The organism is Pseudomonas sp. MPR-R2A5 (genome assembly GCF_058793055.1).
Map to the genome: position 1 here is coordinate 1 of NZ_JBXAFK010000062.1, position 19,653 is coordinate 19,653.

The 19,653-nt window shown below is 63.6% G+C and carries 14 protein-coding genes; 8 read left to right on the plus strand and 6 right to left on the minus strand.

Going from position 1 to position 19,653, the window contains the following annotated elements; translation table 11 throughout:
* Nucleotides 1-346 precede the first annotated feature (346 nt).
* A complete protein-coding gene (locus AC1Q6I_RS30680) occupies nt 347-1,690 on the minus strand; it encodes an MATE family efflux transporter (RefSeq protein WP_024073178.1) in 1,344 nt (447 codons plus the stop codon).
* 153 nt (nt 1,691-1,843) lie between these two features.
* On the opposite strand from AC1Q6I_RS30680, the gene AC1Q6I_RS30685 reads away from it, so the two are divergent.
* The gene (locus AC1Q6I_RS30685; RefSeq protein WP_102625415.1) at nt 1,844-6,745 is read left to right on the plus strand and encodes an alpha-2-macroglobulin family protein; all 4,902 of its coding nucleotides are present in this window, start codon (nt 1,844-1,846) and stop codon (nt 6,743-6,745) included.
* Nucleotides 6,746-6,926: 181 nt separating this feature from the next.
* Here the strand turns inward: AC1Q6I_RS30685 and AC1Q6I_RS30690 are convergent, their stop codons facing one another.
* On the minus strand, nt 6,927-7,217 hold the full coding sequence (locus AC1Q6I_RS30690) for a hypothetical protein (protein ID WP_024073180.1): 291 nt from the start codon (nt 7,215-7,217) through the stop codon (nt 6,927-6,929).
* A gap of 184 nt (nt 7,218-7,401) precedes the next feature.
* Between AC1Q6I_RS30690 and pbpC the strand changes: the two genes are divergently transcribed.
* From pbpC to AC1Q6I_RS30715, 5 genes are all read left to right on the plus strand, one after another.
* Nucleotides 7,402-9,762: a peptidoglycan glycosyltransferase PbpC gene (pbpC, locus tag AC1Q6I_RS30695; protein WP_256335343.1), complete on the plus strand. Its 2,361-nt coding sequence runs from the start codon at nt 7,402-7,404 to the stop codon at nt 9,760-9,762.
* 109 nt (nt 9,763-9,871) lie between these two features.
* Complete coding sequence (locus AC1Q6I_RS30700; RefSeq protein ID WP_024073182.1) at nt 9,872-10,180, plus strand: MazG-like family protein; 309 nt, start codon at nt 9,872-9,874, stop codon at nt 10,178-10,180.
* Nucleotides 10,173-10,922, plus strand: a complete 750-nt coding sequence (locus tag AC1Q6I_RS30705; RefSeq protein WP_024073183.1) for a methyltransferase — start codon at nt 10,173-10,175, stop codon at nt 10,920-10,922. Before AC1Q6I_RS30700 ends, AC1Q6I_RS30705 begins: the two co-directional genes overlap by 8 nt.
* 24 nt (nt 10,923-10,946) lie before the next feature.
* A complete protein-coding gene (locus AC1Q6I_RS30710) occupies nt 10,947-11,549 on the plus strand; it encodes a DUF4136 domain-containing protein (RefSeq protein ID WP_102625414.1) in 603 nt (200 codons plus the stop codon).
* 44 nt (nt 11,550-11,593) lie between these two features.
* Nucleotides 11,594-12,151: a DUF4136 domain-containing protein gene (locus tag AC1Q6I_RS30715; protein ID WP_024073185.1), complete on the plus strand. Its 558-nt coding sequence runs from the start codon at nt 11,594-11,596 to the stop codon at nt 12,149-12,151.
* A 24-nt stretch (nt 12,152-12,175) separates the two neighbouring features.
* On the opposite strand, the gene AC1Q6I_RS30720 is transcribed toward AC1Q6I_RS30715, so the two are convergent.
* Nucleotides 12,176-13,024: a MaoC family dehydratase gene (locus AC1Q6I_RS30720; protein ID WP_102625413.1), complete on the minus strand. Its 849-nt coding sequence runs from the start codon at nt 13,022-13,024 to the stop codon at nt 12,176-12,178.
* Between the two features lie 2 nt (nt 13,025-13,026).
* Nucleotides 13,027-14,379 (minus strand): 3-oxoacyl-ACP reductase, encoded by a 1,353-nt coding sequence (locus AC1Q6I_RS30725; protein ID WP_024073187.1) that lies wholly within the window; start codon nt 14,377-14,379, stop codon nt 13,027-13,029.
* Between the two features lie 114 nt (nt 14,380-14,493).
* Between AC1Q6I_RS30725 and AC1Q6I_RS30730 the strand changes: the two genes are divergently transcribed.
* Both AC1Q6I_RS30730 and AC1Q6I_RS30735 read left to right on the plus strand, forming a co-directional pair.
* Nucleotides 14,494-15,771: an acetyl-CoA C-acetyltransferase gene (locus tag AC1Q6I_RS30730; protein WP_102625412.1), complete on the plus strand. Its 1,278-nt coding sequence runs from the start codon at nt 14,494-14,496 to the stop codon at nt 15,769-15,771.
* Nucleotides 15,772-15,905: 134 nt separating this feature from the next.
* Nucleotides 15,906-16,805 (plus strand): PA4780 family RIO1-like protein kinase, encoded by a 900-nt coding sequence (locus AC1Q6I_RS30735; protein WP_024073189.1) that lies wholly within the window; start codon nt 15,906-15,908, stop codon nt 16,803-16,805.
* Nucleotides 16,806-16,985: 180 nt separating this feature from the next.
* Here the strand turns inward: AC1Q6I_RS30735 and cueR are convergent, their stop codons facing one another.
* Both cueR and AC1Q6I_RS30745 read right to left on the minus strand, forming a co-directional pair.
* On the minus strand, nt 16,986-17,387 hold the full coding sequence (cueR, locus tag AC1Q6I_RS30740; protein ID WP_069077361.1) for a Cu(I)-responsive transcriptional regulator: 402 nt from the start codon (nt 17,385-17,387) through the stop codon (nt 16,986-16,988).
* 2 nt (nt 17,388-17,389) lie between these two features.
* Nucleotides 17,390-19,591 (minus strand): heavy metal translocating P-type ATPase, encoded by a 2,202-nt coding sequence (locus AC1Q6I_RS30745; RefSeq protein WP_102625411.1) that lies wholly within the window; start codon nt 19,589-19,591, stop codon nt 17,390-17,392.
* Between the last annotated feature and the right edge of the window lie 62 nt (nt 19,592-19,653).

Below are 19,653 nucleotides of genomic sequence, written 5' to 3' on the forward strand. Positions count from 1 at the left end.
TTTCCGGCGAAATTGGCTCGCCGAAAAGTGTCCACCATGTCCCCGCACACCCGTCAACCATGTGTCCGGTCCATACACATTCGTTTCATAGGTGGACAGGCTTCGGATCCTGGCGTTTCCATCGTCCGCCAGCACAGCGAAATGCTGAGTCTTGTCCGGTTTCGCCGGTGCTTCGGCGGGGGGAGCAGAGAGGAGGGACGCCGGTGGCGTCGTAAGTATGTTCATTCAGGGGCGACCTTAATTCGGGGGGTTGGATGTCTAGCCACGCAGCTATCAAGTGCTCTGTGGTTTTTGTGTCCCGAAAATGTCAAGCCGCTTTGTAACAATCCAATGATGCCTACTGTGCTCAGGGGGGGCTGAGCCATCGGTCCTGATCGTTAAGTCGCCAGGCGATCGCCCATAACGTGAGGCTGCGCAGCGCCATGAACAGCAGAAACGTGATCCAAAGCCCGTGATTGCCCAACCCCTGCAACGCCCAGGCAACGGGCAACACCAATATCACGGTCAGCAACATCCCGTTGCGCATCTCCCGCGCCCGTGTGGCGCCGATAAACAGGCCATCGAGCAAATAACTCCACACCGCAATCAACGGCAGTAGCGCCAGGTAAGGCAAGTAGATGTCGGCGGTTTCGCGCACGCTGGGAATGTCGGTTTGCATGGCGATAAACAGGTGGCCGGCGAAGGTGAACAGCAGGGCGAAACCGACGCTGGCGATCAGCGACCAGCCACAGGCCACCACCAATGAACGCCGCAACGATTGGCGATCGCGGGCGCCGATGGCGTGGCCGCACAGGGCTTCGACCGCGTGGGCCAGGCCGTCCAACGCATGAGCAGTGAGCAGCAGGCCGTTCAGCAGCAGCGCATTGGCCGCCACCGTGGCATCCCCCAGGCGGGCGCCTTGTACCGTGATCATGAAAAACACCGACTGCAACGCCAGGCTGCGGATAAAGATGTCGCGGTTCACCGCCAGCAGCGGGCGCCAGCTTTGCCACCGCTTGAGCGCGGCCCAGGCAATATGCCCAGGATAGGCACGCAGGGCTTTTTGCGTCAGGGCCAGGCCGAGCAGCGCACCGGTCCATTCGGCGATCACCGAGGCGCGGGCGGAGCCGACTACGCCCCAGTCCAAGCCAAGGACGAACCACAGGTTGAGGGCTATGTTGACCAGGTTGGTGGTCAGCAAAATTGCCAACGGCGCCCGCGCGTTCTGCGTGCCGAGGAACCAGCCGACCAGGGCATAGCTGGCCAACGCGGCGGGCAGGCCGAACAGGCGGGTATGGAAGAATTCGCGGGTCAGTTGATTGAGTTCGGGGGAGGGCTGCATCCATTCCAGGGCCAGGTGGCTCAGCGGAATACCCACTGTGCCGAGCAACATCGCCAGGCCCAGCGCCAACAGCAAACCTTGCAACAGGATTTGCCGCAACGCCGCCCCGTCATTGCGCCCGGCGGCCTGGGCGGCGAAACCGGTGGAGCCCATGCGCAGAAAACCCATGGCCCAGGCCAGGAAGGTATACAGGCTGGCCCCGACCGCGACGGCACCCAGTTGGTGGGCATGGGGCAGGTGGCCGATGACCATGCTGTCGACCAGGGCCACCAGCGGTACCGAGATGTTCGACAGAATCATCGGCGCGGCCAGGGCCCAGACCCGGCGATGGGTGGGGCGGTGGCGCCAGTCGGTCAGTAGGGTGGGCATGCAGGCTCCTTGGTGGAGCGGCATTGTAACCGTCCCCTCGACCCGCCGCAGAACCAAACCACCCTCCGTCGGTCAATGTGACCAGCGCCACATCGGCTTGGCCGGCGCTGATATATAGTTCACCCCTCGGTTCCCTCTGACTACGAGTGCCCCATGCTTAACAAAGGACTGTTCCTGGCTTGCGCGCTGGCCCTGCTGAGCGCCTGTGATTCTTCCGATAAACCGGTTGCGCCGAGCGCACCTGCGGCGGCAACCAGCGTGGCGCCGAAACCGGCCAAGGCGGCGGTGGATGTGGCGGCGTTGAAGCAGCGCTATGCCGGTCGCGAGTTGAGCGTGGTGGACGTGTCCGAGGTGCAGTTGGATGGGGCCAGCACCTTGTCGGTGAGCTTTTCCATTCCGTTGGATCCGGAGCAGAAGTTTGCCGACAAACTCCATCTGGTAGACAGCAAGTCCGGCAAGGTCGACGGCGCCTGGGAACTGTCGGATAACCTGATGGAATTGCGCCTGCGCCACTTGGAGCCGCAGCGCAAGTTGGTGCTGACGATTGATCCCGGCGTGCGCGCGGTGAATAACAACCTGCTGCCCGCCGAGTACAGTGCTCGCCTGGAAACACGCGACCTGCAAGCCACTGTCGGCTTCGCCAGCCGCGGCACGTTGTTGCCGACGCGCCTGGCCGAGGGCCTGCCGGTGATCGCGTTGAACGTCGACAAGATCGACGTTGAATTTTTCCGTATCAAGCCCGAATCCCTGCCGTCGTTCCTGGCGCAGTGGGGGCGCAACACCAGCCTGCAAAGCTATGAATCGCGTGAACTGCTGCCGATGGCCGACCTGGTCTACGGTGGGCGTTTCGACCTGAACCCTGCCCGCAATACCCGCGAAACCCTGTTGTTGCCGATCGCCGGTCTCAAGCAATTGCAACAGCCGGGGGTTTACCTGGCGGTCATGCGCGCGTCGGGCACCTACAACTACTCGCAACCGGCCACGCTGTTTACCTTGAGTGATATCGGCTTGTCGGTGCACCGCTACGCCAATCGCCTGGATGTGTTTACCCAGGCTCTGGAAGGCGGCAAGGCACTGGATGGCGTGGACATCGAGGTGCTCGATGCCGACGGCCGTGTGCTAGGCCAGGGCAAGACCGAGAAGGGCGGCCACGCCGAGTTGCCGTTGCCGAAAAAGGCCCAGGTACTGCTGGCCAAGCAGGGCGAGCAGACCAGTCTGTTGCGCCTCGACAGCGCGGCGTTGGACCTGGCGGAGTTCGACATTGGCGGCCAACCCGCACACCCGCTGCAATTTTTTGTGTTTGGCCCGCGTGACCTGTATCGCCCCGGCGAAACCGTGTTGCTCAATGCGCTGTTGCGCGACAAGGACGGCAACGCCGTCAAGCCGCAACCGGTGAGCGTCGAAGTGCGCCGCCCGGATGAGCAGGTCAGCCGTAAGTTCGTGTGGGATGCCGACGCCTCCGGCCTGTATCAATACTCACTGCAACTGGCCGGCGAAGCGCCGACCGGGCGCTGGCAATTGGTGTTCGACCTCGGTGACGGCAAGCCGCAGTTGTATGAGTTCCTTGTCGAAGATTTCCTGCCCGAGCGCCTGGCGCTGGAGCTCAAGGGCAGCGACAGCGCGTTGAGCCCGGCCGATAACCCGGTGATCCACGTCAACGGCCGCTATCTGTATGGCGCCCCTGCGTCAGGCAATCGGGTCAGCGGGCAAGTGTATGTACGGCCGCTGCGCGAAGCGGTGAAGTCGCTGCCCGGCTACCAGTTCGGCTCCGTCACCGAAGAGGAACTGAGCCAGGATTTCGAGCTGGACGAAAGCGTGCTCGACGCCAAGGGCCAGGAAGCCCTGACCCTGGAAAGCAAATGGGCCGAGGCCAAGTCGCCGCTGCAGCTGATCGTGCAAGCCAGCTTGCAGGAGTCGGGCGGGCGGCCGATTACCCGGCGCCTGGTGCAGCCGATCTGGCCGGCCGAGCAACTGCCGGGCCTGCGCGGGCTGTTTGACGGCAAGGAAACCAATGGCGATGGCCCGGCGGAATTCGAGGTGCTGGTGGCCAACCAGGAGGGGCAGAAACTCGCCGCGCAAAACCTCAAGGTGCGCCTGGTACGCGAGCGCCGCGACTATTACTGGAACTACTCGGACAGCGACGGCTGGAGCTATCACTACAACGAAAAATTCCTCAACCTCGACGAACAGACCCTCGACATCAAGGCCGGCGACACCGCCAAGGTCAGCTTCCAGGTGGAGTGGGGCCCGTACCGTGTCGAGGTCGAAGACCCGCAGACCGGGCTGGTCAGCAGTCTGCGCTTCTGGGCCGGCTACCAGGCCCAGGACAACACCGAAGGCGGCGCCGTGCGCCCTGACCAAGTGAAGCTGGCGCTGGATAAGCCGGCCTATGGCGACGGTGATACCGCTAACGTCACCGTGACTCCGCCGGCCGCTGGCAAAGGTTACCTGTTGGTGGAATCCAGCGAAGGGCCGTTGTGGTGGCAGGAAATCGATGTCCCCGCCGAGGGCAAAAGCTTCGCGGTGAAGCTTGACCCGAAATGGTCGCGCCATGATCTGTATGTGAGCGCCCTGGTGATTCGTCCCGGCGAGCGCAAGGCCAATATCACCCCCAAACGCGCGGTGGGCCTGCTTCACCTGCCGCTGGATCGCACCCAGCGCAAACTCGGCCTGACCCTCACCGCCCCGGAAAAAATGCGCCCCAAGCAGGCGCTGACGGTGAAAATCGCCGCCAGGAATGCCGACGGCAGCGTGCCCAAACAGGTGCATGTGCTGCTGGCGGCGGTGGACGTGGGCATTCTCAATATCACCGAATACCCCACGCCCGACCCGTACTCCAGCCTGTTCGGTCGCAAGGCCTATGGTGTGGACCAATTTGACATCTATGGCCAGTTGATCGAAGCCGGCCAGGGCCGTCTGGCCAGCCTGGCGTTCGGGGGTGACGCGGCGTTGGCCAAGGGTGGCAAGCGCCCGGACACCAGTGTGACCATCGTCGCCCTCCAGAGCGCGCCAGTGACGTTGAACGAGCAGGGCGAGGGCGAAGTCAGCGTCAATATCCCCGATTTCAACGGTGAGCTGCGCCTGATGGCCCAGGCCTGGAGCGACGACCGCTACGGCATGGCCGAAGGCAAGACCGTGATCGCCGCACCGCTGATTGCCGAATTGTCGGCCCCGCGTTTCCTCGCCGGGGGAGATGAAACCACCCTGGCGCTGGACCTCTCCAACCTGTCGGGCAAGGCGCAGAAGCTTGATGTGCAACTGACCGCCGAAGGGCAGTTGGAATTGGTCAACGCGGGGGCTCAAACCGTCGAGCTCAAGCAAGGCCAGCGCACCACCTTGCGGATCCCGGTGAAAGCCTGGGGCGGCTTGGGGCAAGGCAAGGTCAAGGTCAGCGTGAATGGCCTGGACCTGCCGCGCGAAAACCTGCCGCCGTTCAGTCGTGAATGGACCTTGGGCGTACGTCCGGCGTACCCGGCGCTGCTCAAGCATTACCGCGCCGTCCTCAAGGATCAGCCGTGGAGCCTGCCGTCGGGCGCGCTGGATCAGTTCGATGCATCGGGGCGCCAGGCATTGCTCAGCCTGTCGAGCCGACCACCGTTGAACCTCGGCGCGCAGATCAGTGCGCTCAAGGCTTACCCTTATGGTTGCCTCGAACAAACCGCCAGCGGCCTTTACCCATCGCTGTATGCCGACGACGCCTTGCTCAAGCGCCTGGGCGTCAAGGGCGAGCCGGATGCCGCGCGCAAACGCAAGATCGAACTGGGTATCGAACGCCTGCTGGGCATGCAGCGCTACAACGGCAGCTTCGGTTTGTGGGGCGCCGATGGCGAAGAAGAATATTGGCTGACCGCCTATGTCACCGACTTCCTGCTGCGCGCCCGCGACCAGGGTTTTGCCGTGCCACCCGAAGCGCTGAAAAAAGCCAGTGAGCGTCTGCTGCGCTACGTGCAGGAACGCAACCTGATCGAAGTCGACTACAGCGACAACGCCGACCACACCCGCTTTGCCGTGCAGGCATATGCGGGCATGGTCCTGGCGCGCAGCCAACAGGCGCCATTGGGCGCGTTGCGCAGCATCTTCGAGCGGCGCAGCGATGCACGGTCCGGCTTGCCGCTGGTGCAATTGGCCATCGCCTTGCAGAAAATGGGCGACCAGCCGCGTGCCGATCAGGCGCTGCTGGCCGGCTTGGCGGCGCAACGCAATGCCAATGAGTGGCTGGCCGACTACGGCAGCCCGTTGCGTGACCAGGCGATGATCCTGGCCTTGCTGGAAGAAAATGATCTGGCCAAGGGCAAGCGTGAGGAGCGCTTGTTCACCCTGTCGGATCAACTGGCCGCCAGCCCGTACCTGTCGACCCAGGAGCGTAATTCCTTGTTCCTGGCCGGCCGCCTGGGCTTTGCCCAGCCGGAGGCCAACTGGCAGGTATCGCTCACCGGCAGTGGTGGCGTGCATGAGTTGAACAATCAGCAGTCGACGCTTGAGCTGGATGGCAAACAGTTGTCCAGCGACCTGAGCCTGAGCAATCAGGGCCAGGCGCCGGTGTACCAGCAGTTGACGATTTCCGGTTATCCACAGGTGCCACCGGCCGCAGGCGGCGACAACCTGAGCATCCGCCGTGAATACCTGGGCATGAACGGGCAGCCGCTGAACCTGCGTAATGTGAACAGCGGCGATCTGGTGCTGGTGCATGTGGCGGTGAGCGCCAAGCAACGGGTGCCGGATGCGTTGGTCGTGGACTTGCTGCCCGCGGGCCTGGAGCTGGAGAACCAGAACCTCGCGCAGAGTGCGGCGAGCCTGGAGAACGCCAGCAGCCAGGTGAAGGAATGGCGTGAGTCGATGCAGAACGCGTCGCTCAAACATCAGGAGTTTCGTGATGACCGCTATGTGGCGGCGATCAACCTGGACGGCTCTGGCACCACGCATTTGCTGTATCTGGCGCGGGCGGTGACGCCAGGCACCTACCGCGTGCCGCCGCCGCAGGTGGAGTCGATGTATCGACCGAACTGGCAGGCGGTGGGTGAGACACCGGCGGATCTGGTGATCAAGGGGCGCTGATAGCCCCGCTTGGTAAAGGTTTTTTGTAGGAGCGAGCTTGCTCGCGAAAAACTCACAGGCGCCGCGTTCATTCAGGACACACGCGTTATCGTTGACGTTTTTCGCGAGCAAGAACTAGGCGTCCCCCTCGCTCCTACAGAAGCCGATGTACGCTTGCAGGGGAATGGCTGCACGCTCGGGGTTAGTGGACGACCCAGCTGAGCAGCCACAGGCCGAGCATCAACCAGATGACGCCGACGATGATCGAGGCCCGCATAAAGGCGCGCACGGCCGAATACAAAAAGAGCAGGCCGACGATCAGGGTGATGATGCTGATGATTGAGGTGTCCATGCCCAATGCCCGGGACAGGCCTTCGACAAAATCGCCACCGGCGTTGGACAGCATATTGAACAGCCCGCTGAAGAACTCGACGATGTAATGGATGATCAAGCCCAGGGTGTGACCCAGCCATCCGAAAAAGTCTGCTTGCATAGGTGTGTCTCGATGAAGGAGTGGACAAAATTGCCAGGACTGAGCCTTTGGTCGTGCCTGGGGGCGGCTAGTTCCCTGAAGCATAGAGGTTTGCGGGGTTGAATTTGCGATTAATCTCCCATGGGGATGCGCCGACGAATGTGGGAGGGGGCTTGCTCCCGATGGCGGTGGGTCTGTGACCGCTATACCCAATGGCTCGCCGCCCTCGCGAACAAGCCGCCTTAAACGGGTACTGCGGTGGGCGTTGGGCGCTGTATTGCTGCTGGTTGCGCTACTGTGGCTGGCTGATCGCATCTGGCCTTTGCCCTTGCCCAAGGATGACCTGGCGCGCGTGGTGCTGGCTGAGGATGGCACGCCATTGTGGCGGTTTGCCGATGCCAATGGGGTGTGGCGTTATCCGGTGCAGACCAGCGAAGTATCGCCGTATTACCTCGATGCGTTACTCACCTATGAAGACCGTTGGTTCTACCAGCACCCCGGTATCAACCCGCTGGCACTGGCGCGCGCCACCTGGCAGAACCTGACCGGCGCGCGGGTAGTATCGGGCGGCAGCACCTTGTCGATGCAGGTCGCGCGCTTGCTGGACCCGCATTCGCGCACCTTCTACGGCAAGCTGCGCCAGCTATGGCGTACGGCGCAGTTGGAATGGCACCTGTCCAAGGAAGAAATTCTCAACCTGTACCTGAACCGCGCGCCGTTTGGCGGCACCTTGCAGGGCGTGGCGGCGGCCAGTTGGGCGTACCTGGGCAAGTCGCCGGCGCAACTGACCCATGCCGAAGCCGCTTTGCTCGCCGTACTGCCCCAGGCGCCAAGCCGCCTGCGCCCGGACCGTCATCCCCAACGCGCCCAGCACGCGCGGGACAAAGTGCTGCGCCGGCTTGCCGAGTTCCAGGTTTGGCCGCCCTCGGCGGTCGATGAAGCCCTTGAAGAACCACTGCTGCTGGCGCCCCGCCTGGAGCCGAGCCTGGCCCCCTTGCTCGCCCGCCGCCTGAACCGCCCCGACAGCCCGCCGCTGATCCGCACCACCCTGGACGCCACCCTGCAACGTCGCCTTGAAGACCTGCTGCTGGGCTGGCGCGCACGTTTGCCGGAGCACACCTCGGCCGCGATCCTGGTGGTGGAGGAAGAGACCATGGCCGTGCGCGCCTACCTGGGCTCGGTGGATATCAACGACGCCAGGCGCTTTGGCCATGTGGACATGATCAGCGCGTTGCGATCGCCAGGCTCCACCTTGAAACCGTTCCTGTATGGCATGGCCCTGGATGAAGGGTTGATTCATTCCGAATCCCTGTTGCAAGACGTACCCCGGCGTTATGGCGATTACCGGCCGGGCAACTTCTCGATGGGTTTTACCGGTGCGGTGCCGGCAAGCACGGCGCTGTCCAGTTCGCTGAACCTGCCGGCGGTGCAACTGCTGGAAGCCTACGGGCCCAAGCGCTTTGCCGCGCAGATGCGCATCGGCGGTATACCGTTGGCGTTGCCTGCATTGGCCGAGCCGAACCTGGCGCTGATCCTGGGGGGCGCGGGTAGCCGTCTGGAAGACCTGGTCAGTGGCTACAGCGCGTTCGCCCGGGACGGCAGGAGCGCCACGATCCGCTTGCAGCCGGACGATGTGCTGAGGGAGCGGCCAATGCTATCGCCCGGTGCCGCCTGGATTGTACGGCGCATCCTCAGCGGCCAGGCGCGGCCGGACCGCGACCCGCGCGCCGAGCTGGTGCAACGGCCTGTGCTGGCCTGGAAAACCGGCACCAGCTACGGTTTCCGCGATGCCTGGGCGATCGGTGTGGGCCCGCGTTACTTGATCGGCGTGTGGATCGGCCGACCGGACGGCACCCCGGTGCCTGGCCAGTTCGGCTTGGCATCGGCCGCGCCTTTGATGTTGCAGGTGCACGATGTGCTGACTAACCGCGACAGTCAGCGCGGGATCACTGCGCCGGTTAAGGCGGTGCCGGCCAATGTCGGCGTGGCGGCCATCTGTTGGCCGCTGGGCCAGCCCATGAGCCGCAGTGATCCCAATTGCCGGCGCCAGCGCTTCGCCTGGACCCTGGACAACACCACGCCGCCAACCTTGCAGGCGCTGGATCAACCGCTGAGCGTGGGCTTGAAGGAAACCGTGTGGGTCAACGCCAAGGGCTTGCGGGTCGATGCCCATTGCCCAGGGGCGTTCGCCAAAGACATCGCCCTATGGCCCGCGCCGTTGGAACCCTGGCTACCCAGGGCCGAGCGGCGCGAAGCGCGTATCCCTGCAGCCGACCCGGATTGCCCGCCGCCGGCACTGGCCGCGTCTTCGCCGCTGTCGATTGTCGGCGTGCGCGAGGGCGATCAACTGCGCCTGCCCGCCGCCAGCCAACAGGCCCTGCGCCTGAAAATCTCCGCCTTGGGCGGCAGCGGCCGACGCTGGTGGTTCCTCAATGGCGCGCCGCTGGGCGACAGTGCCAACCAGGACAGCATCAACGCCAGTTTCGAGCAGTTGGGCCGCTACCAGCTCAGCGTGCTTGATGAAGCCGGCCAGACAGCCCGGATCGAGTTCAGTGTCGTCGACTAGGCGCTTATTGGGGGCAAGTGCCCCCGATGGCGTCTTTAAGAACACCCCCCGCTATTCACTTGCCTTCAAGGCCCATCCCCCCGAAGCTATACCCCTTCAGGAGCCTTTCATGAATATCGAACACCTCACCGAACGCTTGCACCGCATCCGCGATACCAATGCCTGGAAGCCGTTCCACAGCCCGAAAAACCTGGCCATGGCGGCCAGCGTCGAAATGGCCGAACTGGTGGAAATCTTCCAGTGGCTCACCGAAGACCAATCCCGCCAGTTGCCAGCCGACAAGCTTGCCCATGCCGGGCAGGAAGTCGGCGATATCGTCCTGTACCTGTTGTTGCTGTGCAGCGAACTGGGCCTGGACATGGACCAGGTCGTACGCGCCAAACTGGCCGACAGCGAACGGCGGTTCGCCCATGACTGATCGTCATTTCGACCAGTTGGCCACGCGCTTCGCCGAGAAGATCTACGGCGGTGCCAAGGGCGCGATTCGCCTTGCCGTATTGCAGGCCGACCTCAGCGAAGCCTTGCCGGACCGGCCCCTGCGCGTGCTGGATATCGGCGCCGGCCTGGGGCATATGTCGCTGTGGCTGGCCGAACGCGGCCACCAGGTGACCCTGGCCGAGCCCGCCGAACCCATGCTCGAGGGCGCGCGCCAACGCTTTGCCGACGCGGGGCAGAGCGCGACCTTTATCCAGGCACCCTGGCAAGACCTGCTCGGCCAACTCACCGAGCCCTATGACCTGGTGCTCTGCCACGCTGTGCTGGAGTGGCTGGCCGAACCCCATGCGATCCTGCCGGTGCTGCACCAGCTGACCGCGCCCGATGGCCTGTTGTCGCTGGCGTTCTATAACCGCGATGCGCTGATTTATCGCAACCTGCTCAAAGGCCACTTCCGCAAGATGCGCAAGAACGACATGGCCGGCGAAAAGCAGAGCCTTACGCCCCAGCAACCTCTGGATCCAAGGGCGTTAGCGGCGCAACTCGAAGGGCTTTGGCGGGTCGAAAGCCAAAGTGGTGTGCGGGTGTTCCACGACTATATGCCGGTGGAATTCCAGGCCCGTGCTGATTTGCAGGACTTGCTGGAAATGGAACTTGCTCACCGTCGTCACCCAAGCTTTGCCGGACTTGGGCGTTATTTGCACTGGATTTGCCGTCCGGTTTAAGCGGCCCAGTCTGCGGAGGTCGAAATGCGTCGTCTCTGTTTAATCATGTTGTCACTCGGGTTGGGCGCTTGCTCCAGCCCCAATCCCTATGTTGCTGCGTCGGCCCCGATGCCACCGGCGCCGGCCCAGGCGGCGAACACCTTCGATGCCAGCGCTTATCCGGCGCCGGTGCGCGACTACGGCGCCTACCGCAACTGGGCGTGGCGCAACGGCCAGTTGCCGGCGGGGACGGCCTGGGCGGACTCGGCACAGGTGGCCGAGGCGGTCAGTGGCGCGTTGGACCAGCGCGGCTTGCGGCCCCTGCATGACAATCGCCCGCCGGACCTGCTGGTCAGCGCCGACGTGCACCTGGAGAAGCGCCTCAAGCAAGTCCAGGATGACTATGGCTACGGTTACGGTGGTTATAACCGTTATGGCAATGGCTACGGCATGTACAACTCGGTGCCGATCGTGCGCACCTACGAGGTGCAGGTCGTGGTGGTCCGGGTCAATCTGTTCGACGCCCGCAGCGGCCAGCCGGTGTGGAGCGCCAGCGCGGAAACGGGCAGCCAGGGCAGCCTCAGCGAGCGGGGAGACGCGTTGCGCCAGGCCGTGCAAAAGGCAATGAGCGTCTATCCGCCCAGTTAACAGCTATTCTCATTAAAGTGCAGGTCGCGCCTTGGAGAACCACCATGTTCCGTCGTATCGCTACGCTCGCTGTTGTACTGCTGCTGGGCGGTTGCCAGACCAACCAGGTCAATCACGATTTTGACGCCAGTCGAGACTTCGGTGCCTATCGCAACTGGGCCTGGAAAGACCCGGCCCTGCAGTACCGCCCCGATGATCCACGGATCAAAAGTGACCTGACGGAACAACGTATCCGCCAGGCGGTGGGCGAACAACTTGACCAGCGCGGCTTGCGCCCCGCCGCACCAGGCACCAGGGCTGACCTGAACGTACAGGCATACCTGATCGTCGAAGACCGTCAGCAACAGGTCACCACCAACTACGGTGGGGCCTGGGGCGGTCCATGGAACGGTTACTGGGGCGGCCCGATGTACAACGAAACGCGCAACATCACCTACAAGGTGGCGACGATCCAGATCGACCTGCTCGATGGCAAGGACGGCAAGCTTGTGTGGCGGGGCAGTGACGAACAGATGATGGCCAACTCGCCTGAACCCCAGGATCGCAGCCACGCCATCCGCACCACCGTCACCAAGATCCTCTCCAACTACCCCCCGCACTGACCGATCCGGCGTCGGCACATGTCGTCAGGCAATCGGTCGCCACGTGCCGACCATATGTTCAATATCGCCCGCGCCTTTGAGTAACAACTCGCCACTGGAACCGGCAGCGCTGGCATACAAACGCACTTCACTGGGCAGGCGCACCGGTTTCTTGAACTCGACCTGGATGTCGATATTGGCGGCGGGCAGGTGTTCGGTGAGGGCGGCGAGGGTGCGTGCCTTGTTCCACAGCCCGTGCGCAATGGCTTGGGGGAAGCCGAAGAGTTTGGCGGTCAGGGCGCTCAAGTGGATCGGGTTGTAGTCGCCGGAAACCCGCGCATAGCGCCGTCCGATATCGGCAGGGGCTTTCCAGTGCGTCAGCTCACTGACTTGGCTGGGCGCTGGCAAGGTGTCGTCTGCCGCTTCGCCTTCGAGTTTTACACCGCGGCAGAGCATGCGGCTTTCCGCTTCCCAGAGCAGGCCGAGGGCGTCTTCGACGCGGGTGACCAGGTCAAAGGTTGCGCCCTTGGCGTGGGGCTTGAGGTTCTGGGCATGCACGCTGAGGGTCAGGTCACTGATGGCGCCCAGGGGCCGATGGATGCGGATGCGATTGCTCAGGTGGATCAAACCCAGCAGTGGGAACGGAAATGCCTTGTCCGTCAGCAGTTGCATCTGCAGGCCGAACGCCAGGATGTGCGGATACGTCGCCGGCAGGATGGGGCTGTCGGCAAAACCGCACACCGTGCGATACGCCGCCACGTGCTGGGGATTGACGTTCACCCGGCAGCGCAAGCCCTGCTCGGGCAAGCGACTGCCGCTGATCTTGCGCTTGAGTGCCGCGCGCCAGTACAGCGGTGGAAGAAACGGCGTGTTGCCCAAGGTTCGCCATTGCATGCTTATGCTCCCAGAAGACTTTGCCCGCACACCCGCAGTGCCTGGCCGCTGACTGCTCCGGAACCCGGCTGGCCGAGCCACGCCACCGCTTCGGCGACGTCCTGGGGCAAGCCACCCTGGCCCAGCGAGCTCATGCGCCGTCCGGCCTCGCGCAGGGCGAAGGGGATATGCGCGGTCATCTGGGTTTCGATAAAGCCCGGTGCCACGGCATTGATGCTGATCCCGCGTTCCTTCAGCAGCGGTGCCCACGCTTCGGCCAGCCCGATCAGCCCGGCCTTGCTCGCGGCATAATTGGTTTGCCCACGGTTGCCGGCGATACCGCTGATGGAGGCCAGCAGCACCACGCGAGCGTTGTCGTGCAGGGTCCCGCTGTCGAGCAAGGCCTTGGTCAGCACCTGCGGTGCATTGAGGTTGACCGCCAGCACGGCGTCCCAGTACTCCGGGGTCATGTTGGCCAGGGTTTTGTCGCGGGTGATACCGGCGTTGTGCACCAGGATGTCGAGGCCCGCCGGCAGGTGTTCGATCAATTGGGCGGCGGCATCTTCGGCGCAGATATCCAGCACGAGGGTGCGCGCACCCAGGCGCGCGGCCAGGGCTTCGAGGTCGGCTTTCGCCTGGGGAACGTCGAGCAGGATCACTTCGGCGCCATCGCGGGCCAGGGTTTCGGCGATGGATGCGCCAATGCCCCGGGCGGCGCCGGTGACCAGTGCCTTGCGCCCGGCCAGCGGGCGCGTCCAGTCCTCCACCGGTGTGGCGCAGGCTTGCAGGCGAATCACCTGGCCGCAGATATAGGCGCTCTTGGGCGAGAGGAAGAACCGCAGGGCGCCTTCGAGCTGGTCTTCGGCACCGTCGCCGACGTACAGCAACTGCAACACGCCGCCGTTGCGCAGTTCCTTGGCCAGAGAGCGGCTGAAGCCTTCCACGGCGCGCTGTGCGCTGGCGGCGAATGGGTCGCTGAGGCTTTCCGGGGCGCGGCCGAGGATCACCAGGTGGGCGCTGTGATCGAGGTTTTTCAGCAATGGCTGGAAGAACTCGCGCAGTTGCTTGAGCTGGTCGGTGTGCTGCAAGTCGCTGGCATCGAACACCACGGCTTTGATTTTGGGGCCATGCCCGGGAATCCAGGTCGTTGCTTCCAGCGGCTCGGGGCCATAGTGGTAGGTGGCATCGGTGAGTTTGTTGGCAAATGCAAGCACCTTGGCCGCCAGCGCGCCGCCGCCCAGCAACAGTGCGCCTTCGACCGGGCGCAGGCGCCCGGCTTGCCAGCGCTCCAGACGTACCGGTGACGGCAAGCCAATGGCGGCGACCAGGCGATGGCCGAGGCTTGAGTTGGCGAAGTCGATATAACGGTCAGACATGGAACGCTCTCCGAAGGCTGGGGTTCAAAGGGTTGACCACCCCGGGGCGGCAGTCGTTCGATTGAGCCTAGGCTAGTCTGAGAGTCTTACCCCACAACCGACAGGGAGCTTTCCATGACTCAATTGCGCCGTGTAGCGATCATTGGCGGTAATCGCATTCCTTTCGCCCGCTCCAATGGCCCTTATGCCACGGCGAGCAACCAGGCGATGCTGACCGCGGCCCTGGAGGGCCTGATCGAACGCTACAACCTGCACGGCCTGCGCTTGGGCGAGGTGGCCGCCGGGGCGGTGCTCAAGCATTCCCGTGACTTCAACCTGACCCGCGAGTGCGTGCTCGGTTCGCGCCTGTCGCCGCAAACCCCGGCCTACGACATCCAGCAGGCCTGCGGCACCGGGCTTGAAGCCGCGTTGCTGGTGGCCAACAAGATCGCTTTGGGCCAGATCGAGTGCGGGATTGCCGGCGGGGTGGACACCACGACCGATGCCCCCATCGGTGTGAATGAAGGGCTGCGCCAGATTCTGCTGCAAGCCAATCGCAGCAAAACCTTGGCGGATAGACTAAAAGTCCTGTTACAACTTCGTCCCCATCACCTCAAGCCGGAACTGCCGCGCAATGGCGAACCACGCACCGGTTTGTCCATGGGCCAACACTGCGAGTTGATGGCGCAAACCTGGCAGATTCCCCGTGCAGAACAGGACCAGCTGGCCCTGGAAAGCCACCAGAAAATGGCTGCGGCCTATGCCGAGGGCTGGCACAACGATTTGCTGACACCGTTTCTCGGCCTGACCCGTGACAACAATCTGCGCCCCGACTTGACCCTGGAAAAACTCGCTGCGCTCAAGCCTGCCTTCGAACGCAGCGAGAAAGGTACGCTCACCGCCGGCAATTCCACGCCGCTGACCGACGGCGCCTCCCTGGTGCTGCTCGGCAGCGAAGCCTGGGCTCGGGAGCGCGGTTTGCCGATCCTGGCGTACCTGCGCGATGGCGAAGCGGCGGCGGTGGATTTCGTCAACGGTGCCGAGGGCCTGTTGATGGCGCCGGTGTACGCCGTGCCGCGTTTGCTGGCGAGGAACGGCCTGACGCTGCAGGACTTCGATTACTACGAGATTCACGAAGCGTTCGCGGCCCAGGTGTTGTGCACGCTCAAGGCGTGGGAGGATGCGGACTACTGCAAGACACGCCTCGGGCTGGATGCGCCGCTGGGGTCTATCGACCGCAGCCGGCTCAACGTCAAGGGCAGTTCGCTGGCAGCCGGGCACCCGTTTGCTGCCACGGGTGGGCGTATCGTCGCCAACCTGGCCAAGCTGCTGGATGCCGCGGGCAAGGGACGCGGGCTGATTTCGATCTGCGCCGCCGGTGGGCAAGGTGTGACGGCAATCATCGAACGTTGATTGCGCCGGAAATTGGCATATTGGATGCATTCTTAAACGGTCAAAGGTCGGTAGCCCCTCCCCGAGGCGAGTGGATTGCCGTATAACGAGTGCCATACGCGTGTTTGGTAATAAAGGACCCACAATAAAAGCTGATGAAGACTCCTAAACGCATTGAACCCCTGATCGAAGACGGTCTGGTCGACGAAGTGCTGCGCCCACTCATGAGTGGTAAAGAAGCAGCTGTTTATGTGGTGCGCTGCGGCAACGAATTGCGTTGCGCCAAGGTTTACAAGGAGGCGAATAAACGAAGTTTTCGTCAGGCGTCCGAATACCAGGAAGGCCGCAAGGTCCGCAACAGCCGGCAGGCCCGGGCCATGGCCAAGGGTTCCAAGTTCGGTAAGAAAGAAACCGAGGACGCCTGGCAGAACGCTGAAGTCGCGGCGTTGTTCCGCCTGGCCGGTGCCGGCGTTCGCGTGCCCAAGCCCTACGACTTCCTCGAAGGCGTGCTGTTGATGGAACTGGTGGCCGACGAGTACGGCGATGCGGCGCCGCGTCTGAATGATGTGGTGCTGGAGCCGGACCAGGCGCGCGAATACCACGCCTTCCTGATTTCCCAGATCGTGCTGATGCTGTGTACCGGCCTGGTGCACGGTGACCTGTCCGAGTTCAACGTACTGCTCACACCTACGGGGCCGGTGATCATCGACCTGCCCCAAGCGGTGGATGCGGCGGGCAACAACCACGCGTTCAACATGCTGGAGCGGGATGTGGGCAACATGGCGTCCTACTTCGGGCGTTTTGCGCCGGAGTTGAAGAAGACCAAGTACGCCAAGGAAATGTGGGCGTTGTATGAAGCCGGCACTTTGCACCCGGCCAGCATCTTGACCGGCGAGTTCGACGAACCGGAAGAGCTGGCGGATGTCGGCGGCGTGATCCGCGAAATCGAAGCAGCGCGGCTGGATGAAGAGCGACGCCAGGCGATTCGGGCGGCGGATGATGCACCGCCAGGCAAAGCGTCGGAAGAGCCTCCGCCGCCGCCTTGGATGCAGTGATCCCCACGCTGTTGTCGATCTAAAAGTGAGGAAGTGATCTTCAAGCAATTGGAGATCTAAAAATGTGGGAGGGGGCTTGCCCCCGATGGCGCCGTATCAGTCGATACTTGTATTGACTGGTCCACTGCTATCGGGGGCAAGCCCCCTCCCACATTGGTTTTGTGTACACCTTTTACTCCTTCAGGCGCAGCAACTGCCCGACGCCAACTCCTTGAGAATCGGACAATCCGGCCGGTGATCCCCCTGGCAGTGCTCCACCAGGTCCTGCAACGTATCGCGCAGTTGCCCCAGCTCGCGAATCTTCTGGTTCAACTCCTCGATATGCTGGCGCGCCAAGGCTTTCACGTCGGCGCTGGCCCGGTGCCGGTCTTGCCACAGGGCCAGCAACTTGCCGACTTCCTCCAGGGAAAACCCCAGGTCCCGCGAACGCTTGATAAACGCCAGGGTGTGCAACTCGTCGGGGCCGTACACGCGGTAGCCGCTGTCGGTGCGATGGGCGGCTTTCAGCAGGCCGATGGATTCGTAGTAGCGAATCATCTTCGCGCTCAAGCCACTTGAGCGCGCCGCTTGGCCGATGTTCATGCTCATGGGTGCGGGTCCTCCAGATCCTTGGGTTTCCAGGTTTTCAACAGCAGGGCATTGCTTACCACGCTGACGCTGGACAGCGCCATCGCCGCGCCCGCCAATACCGGGTTGAGCAGACCGAACGCCGCCAGGGGAATGCCGATCAAGTTATACACAAAGGCCCAGAACAGGTTCTGGCGGATTTTCGCGTAGGTCTTGCGGCTGATCTCCAGCGCGGCCGGTACCAGGCGTGGATCGCCGCGCATCAGGGTGATGCCGGCTGCGTGCATGGCCACGTCGGTGCCGCCCCCCATGGCGATACCGATATCGGCGGCGGCCAGCGCCGGGGCGTCGTTGATGCCATCACCGACCATCGCCACCACGCCGGTTTTCTTCAGTTCGGCCACGGTGGCGGCTTTATCGGCGGGGAGCACTTCGGCATGCACATCGTCGATGCCCAGCGCTTGGGCGACCACCTGGGCACTGCCGCGATTGTCGCCGGTGAGCAAATGGCTGCTGATGTGTCGCGCCTTGAGTTGTGTCACCGCTTCCAGCGCGCCGGGCTTGAGGGTGTCACCGAAGGCGAAGAGCCCCAGTACACGCGGTTGCGCGCCTTGTTCGATCAACCAGGACAAGGTACGGCCTTCGGCTTCCCAATGCTTGGCGGAGGCGGCCAGGTCGCCTGCCTCCAAACCGCTTTCCTCCAGCAGGCGCCGGTTGCCCAGGGCCAGTAACCGGCCGTCGAGGGTGCCGGCAATGCCGCGCCCGGTCAGGGATTGGCTGGCGCTGACATCCTCGACCTTCAAGCCTTGCTCGTTGCACGCATCCAGCACGGCCTTGGCCAGGGGGTGTTCGCTGCCGCGTTGCAGGGCGCCGGCCTGTTGCAGCAACAGGGATTGGTTGCCGTCGACCGCCGCCAGGTGCGCGATTTTTGGCGTACCGGAGGTGAGGGTGCCGGTCTTGTCGAATACCACGGCGCTCACGGCATGGGCACGCTCCAAGGCTTCGGCGTCCTTGATCAGGATGCCGTGGCGCGCGGCGACGCCGGTGCCCGCCATGATCGCGGTCGGTGTGGCCAGGCCCAGGGCACATGGGCAGGCGATCACCAGCACCGCGACCGCATTGATGATCGCTGTCTCCAGTGAGGCGCCATACAGCCACCAGCCCAGCAGCGTGATCAACGCCAGTACCAGCACGGTCGGGACGAAGACCTGGCTGACTTTATCCACCAGTTTCTGGATCGGAGCCTTGGCGGCCTGGGCGTCCTCCACCAGGCGGATGATCCGCGCCAGTACGCTCTCTGCGCCGAGGGCCAGGGTGCGTACCAACAAGCGTCCTTCGCCGTTGATGGCGCCGCCGGTGACCTTGTCCCCCGGTTGTTTTGGCACCGGCAGGCTTTCGCCGCTGATCAGGGCTTCATCGGCGTGGCTCTGGCCCTCCACCACTTCACCGTCCACCGGGAAGCGTTCGCCGGGTTTGACCAGCACCAGGTCATTGAGGGTCAGCGCGCTGATGGCGACGTCTTCTTCCTGGCCCTCACGCACCCGGATCGCCCGCTCCGGGCGCAGGGCTTCGAGCGCACGGATGGCGCTGGCGGTCTGGCGTTTGGCACGGCTTTCCAGGTATTTGCCGAGCAGCACCAGGGCGATCACCACCGCCGAGGCTTCGAAATACAGATGGGGCATGCTGCCGGCCGGGGCAGTGAGCCACTCATACAGGCTCAGGCCGTAACCGGCGCTGGTGCCGATGGCCACCAACAGGTCCATATTGCCGGCGCCGGCACGCACGGCTTTCCACGCGGCAATATAAAAACGTGCACCAAAGATGAACTGCACCGGCGTGGCCAGGGCGAACTGCACCCAGCCCGAGAGCATCCAGTGCAGGCCGAAGGGTTGCACCAGCATCGGCACCACCAGGGGCAACGCCAGCACAATAGCCAGCGTCAGCGACCAGCGTTCGCGGTGCAGGCGCTGGGCCTGATCGGCGTCGGTCTTGGTTTCGGTTTGCGGCAGGGAGGCGGTGTAGCCGGCCTTGTCGACGGCGGCGATCAACACGGCGGGGTCCATCTGGCCGAGTACTTCGATATGAGCGCGCTCGTTGGCCAGGTTGACGCTGACACGTTGCACTCCCGGCACCTTGCCCAACGCGCGCTCGACACGCCCAGCGCAGCTGGCGCAGGTCATGCCACCGATGGGCAGGTCAAACGTGGTGGATCCATTCATGGGGCAGTCCTCCTAAGACGTTGCCCCTAGGATCAACCTTGACCTGTGGGGAAGGTCAAGCG

What these genes read in the sequence shown, in the direction of transcription:
- AC1Q6I_RS30680 (WP_024073178.1), bottom strand. Translation starts at nt 1,690, where the DNA reads ATGCCCACCCTACTGACCGACTGGCGCCACCGCCCCACCCATCGCCGG.
- AC1Q6I_RS30685 (WP_102625415.1), top strand. Translation starts at nt 1,844, where the DNA reads ATGCTTAACAAAGGACTGTTCCTGGCTTGCGCGCTGGCCCTGCTGAGC.
- AC1Q6I_RS30690 (WP_024073180.1), bottom strand. Translation starts at nt 7,217, where the DNA reads ATGCAAGCAGACTTTTTCGGATGGCTGGGTCACACCCTGGGCTTGATC.
- AC1Q6I_RS30700 (WP_024073182.1), top strand. Translation starts at nt 9,872, where the DNA reads ATGAATATCGAACACCTCACCGAACGCTTGCACCGCATCCGCGATACC.
- AC1Q6I_RS30705 (WP_024073183.1), top strand. Translation starts at nt 10,173, where the DNA reads ATGACTGATCGTCATTTCGACCAGTTGGCCACGCGCTTCGCCGAGAAG.
- AC1Q6I_RS30710 (WP_102625414.1), top strand. Translation starts at nt 10,947, where the DNA reads ATGCGTCGTCTCTGTTTAATCATGTTGTCACTCGGGTTGGGCGCTTGC.
- AC1Q6I_RS30715 (WP_024073185.1), top strand. Translation starts at nt 11,594, where the DNA reads ATGTTCCGTCGTATCGCTACGCTCGCTGTTGTACTGCTGCTGGGCGGT.
- AC1Q6I_RS30720 (WP_102625413.1), bottom strand. Translation starts at nt 13,024, where the DNA reads ATGCAATGGCGAACCTTGGGCAACACGCCGTTTCTTCCACCGCTGTAC.
- AC1Q6I_RS30725 (WP_024073187.1), bottom strand. Translation starts at nt 14,379, where the DNA reads ATGTCTGACCGTTATATCGACTTCGCCAACTCAAGCCTCGGCCATCGC.
- AC1Q6I_RS30730 (WP_102625412.1), top strand. Translation starts at nt 14,494, where the DNA reads ATGACTCAATTGCGCCGTGTAGCGATCATTGGCGGTAATCGCATTCCT.
- AC1Q6I_RS30735 (WP_024073189.1), top strand. Translation starts at nt 15,906, where the DNA reads ATGAAGACTCCTAAACGCATTGAACCCCTGATCGAAGACGGTCTGGTC.
- cueR (WP_069077361.1), bottom strand. Translation starts at nt 17,387, where the DNA reads ATGAACATCGGCCAAGCGGCGCGCTCAAGTGGCTTGAGCGCGAAGATG.
- AC1Q6I_RS30745 (WP_102625411.1), bottom strand. Translation starts at nt 19,591, where the DNA reads ATGAATGGATCCACCACGTTTGACCTGCCCATCGGTGGCATGACCTGC.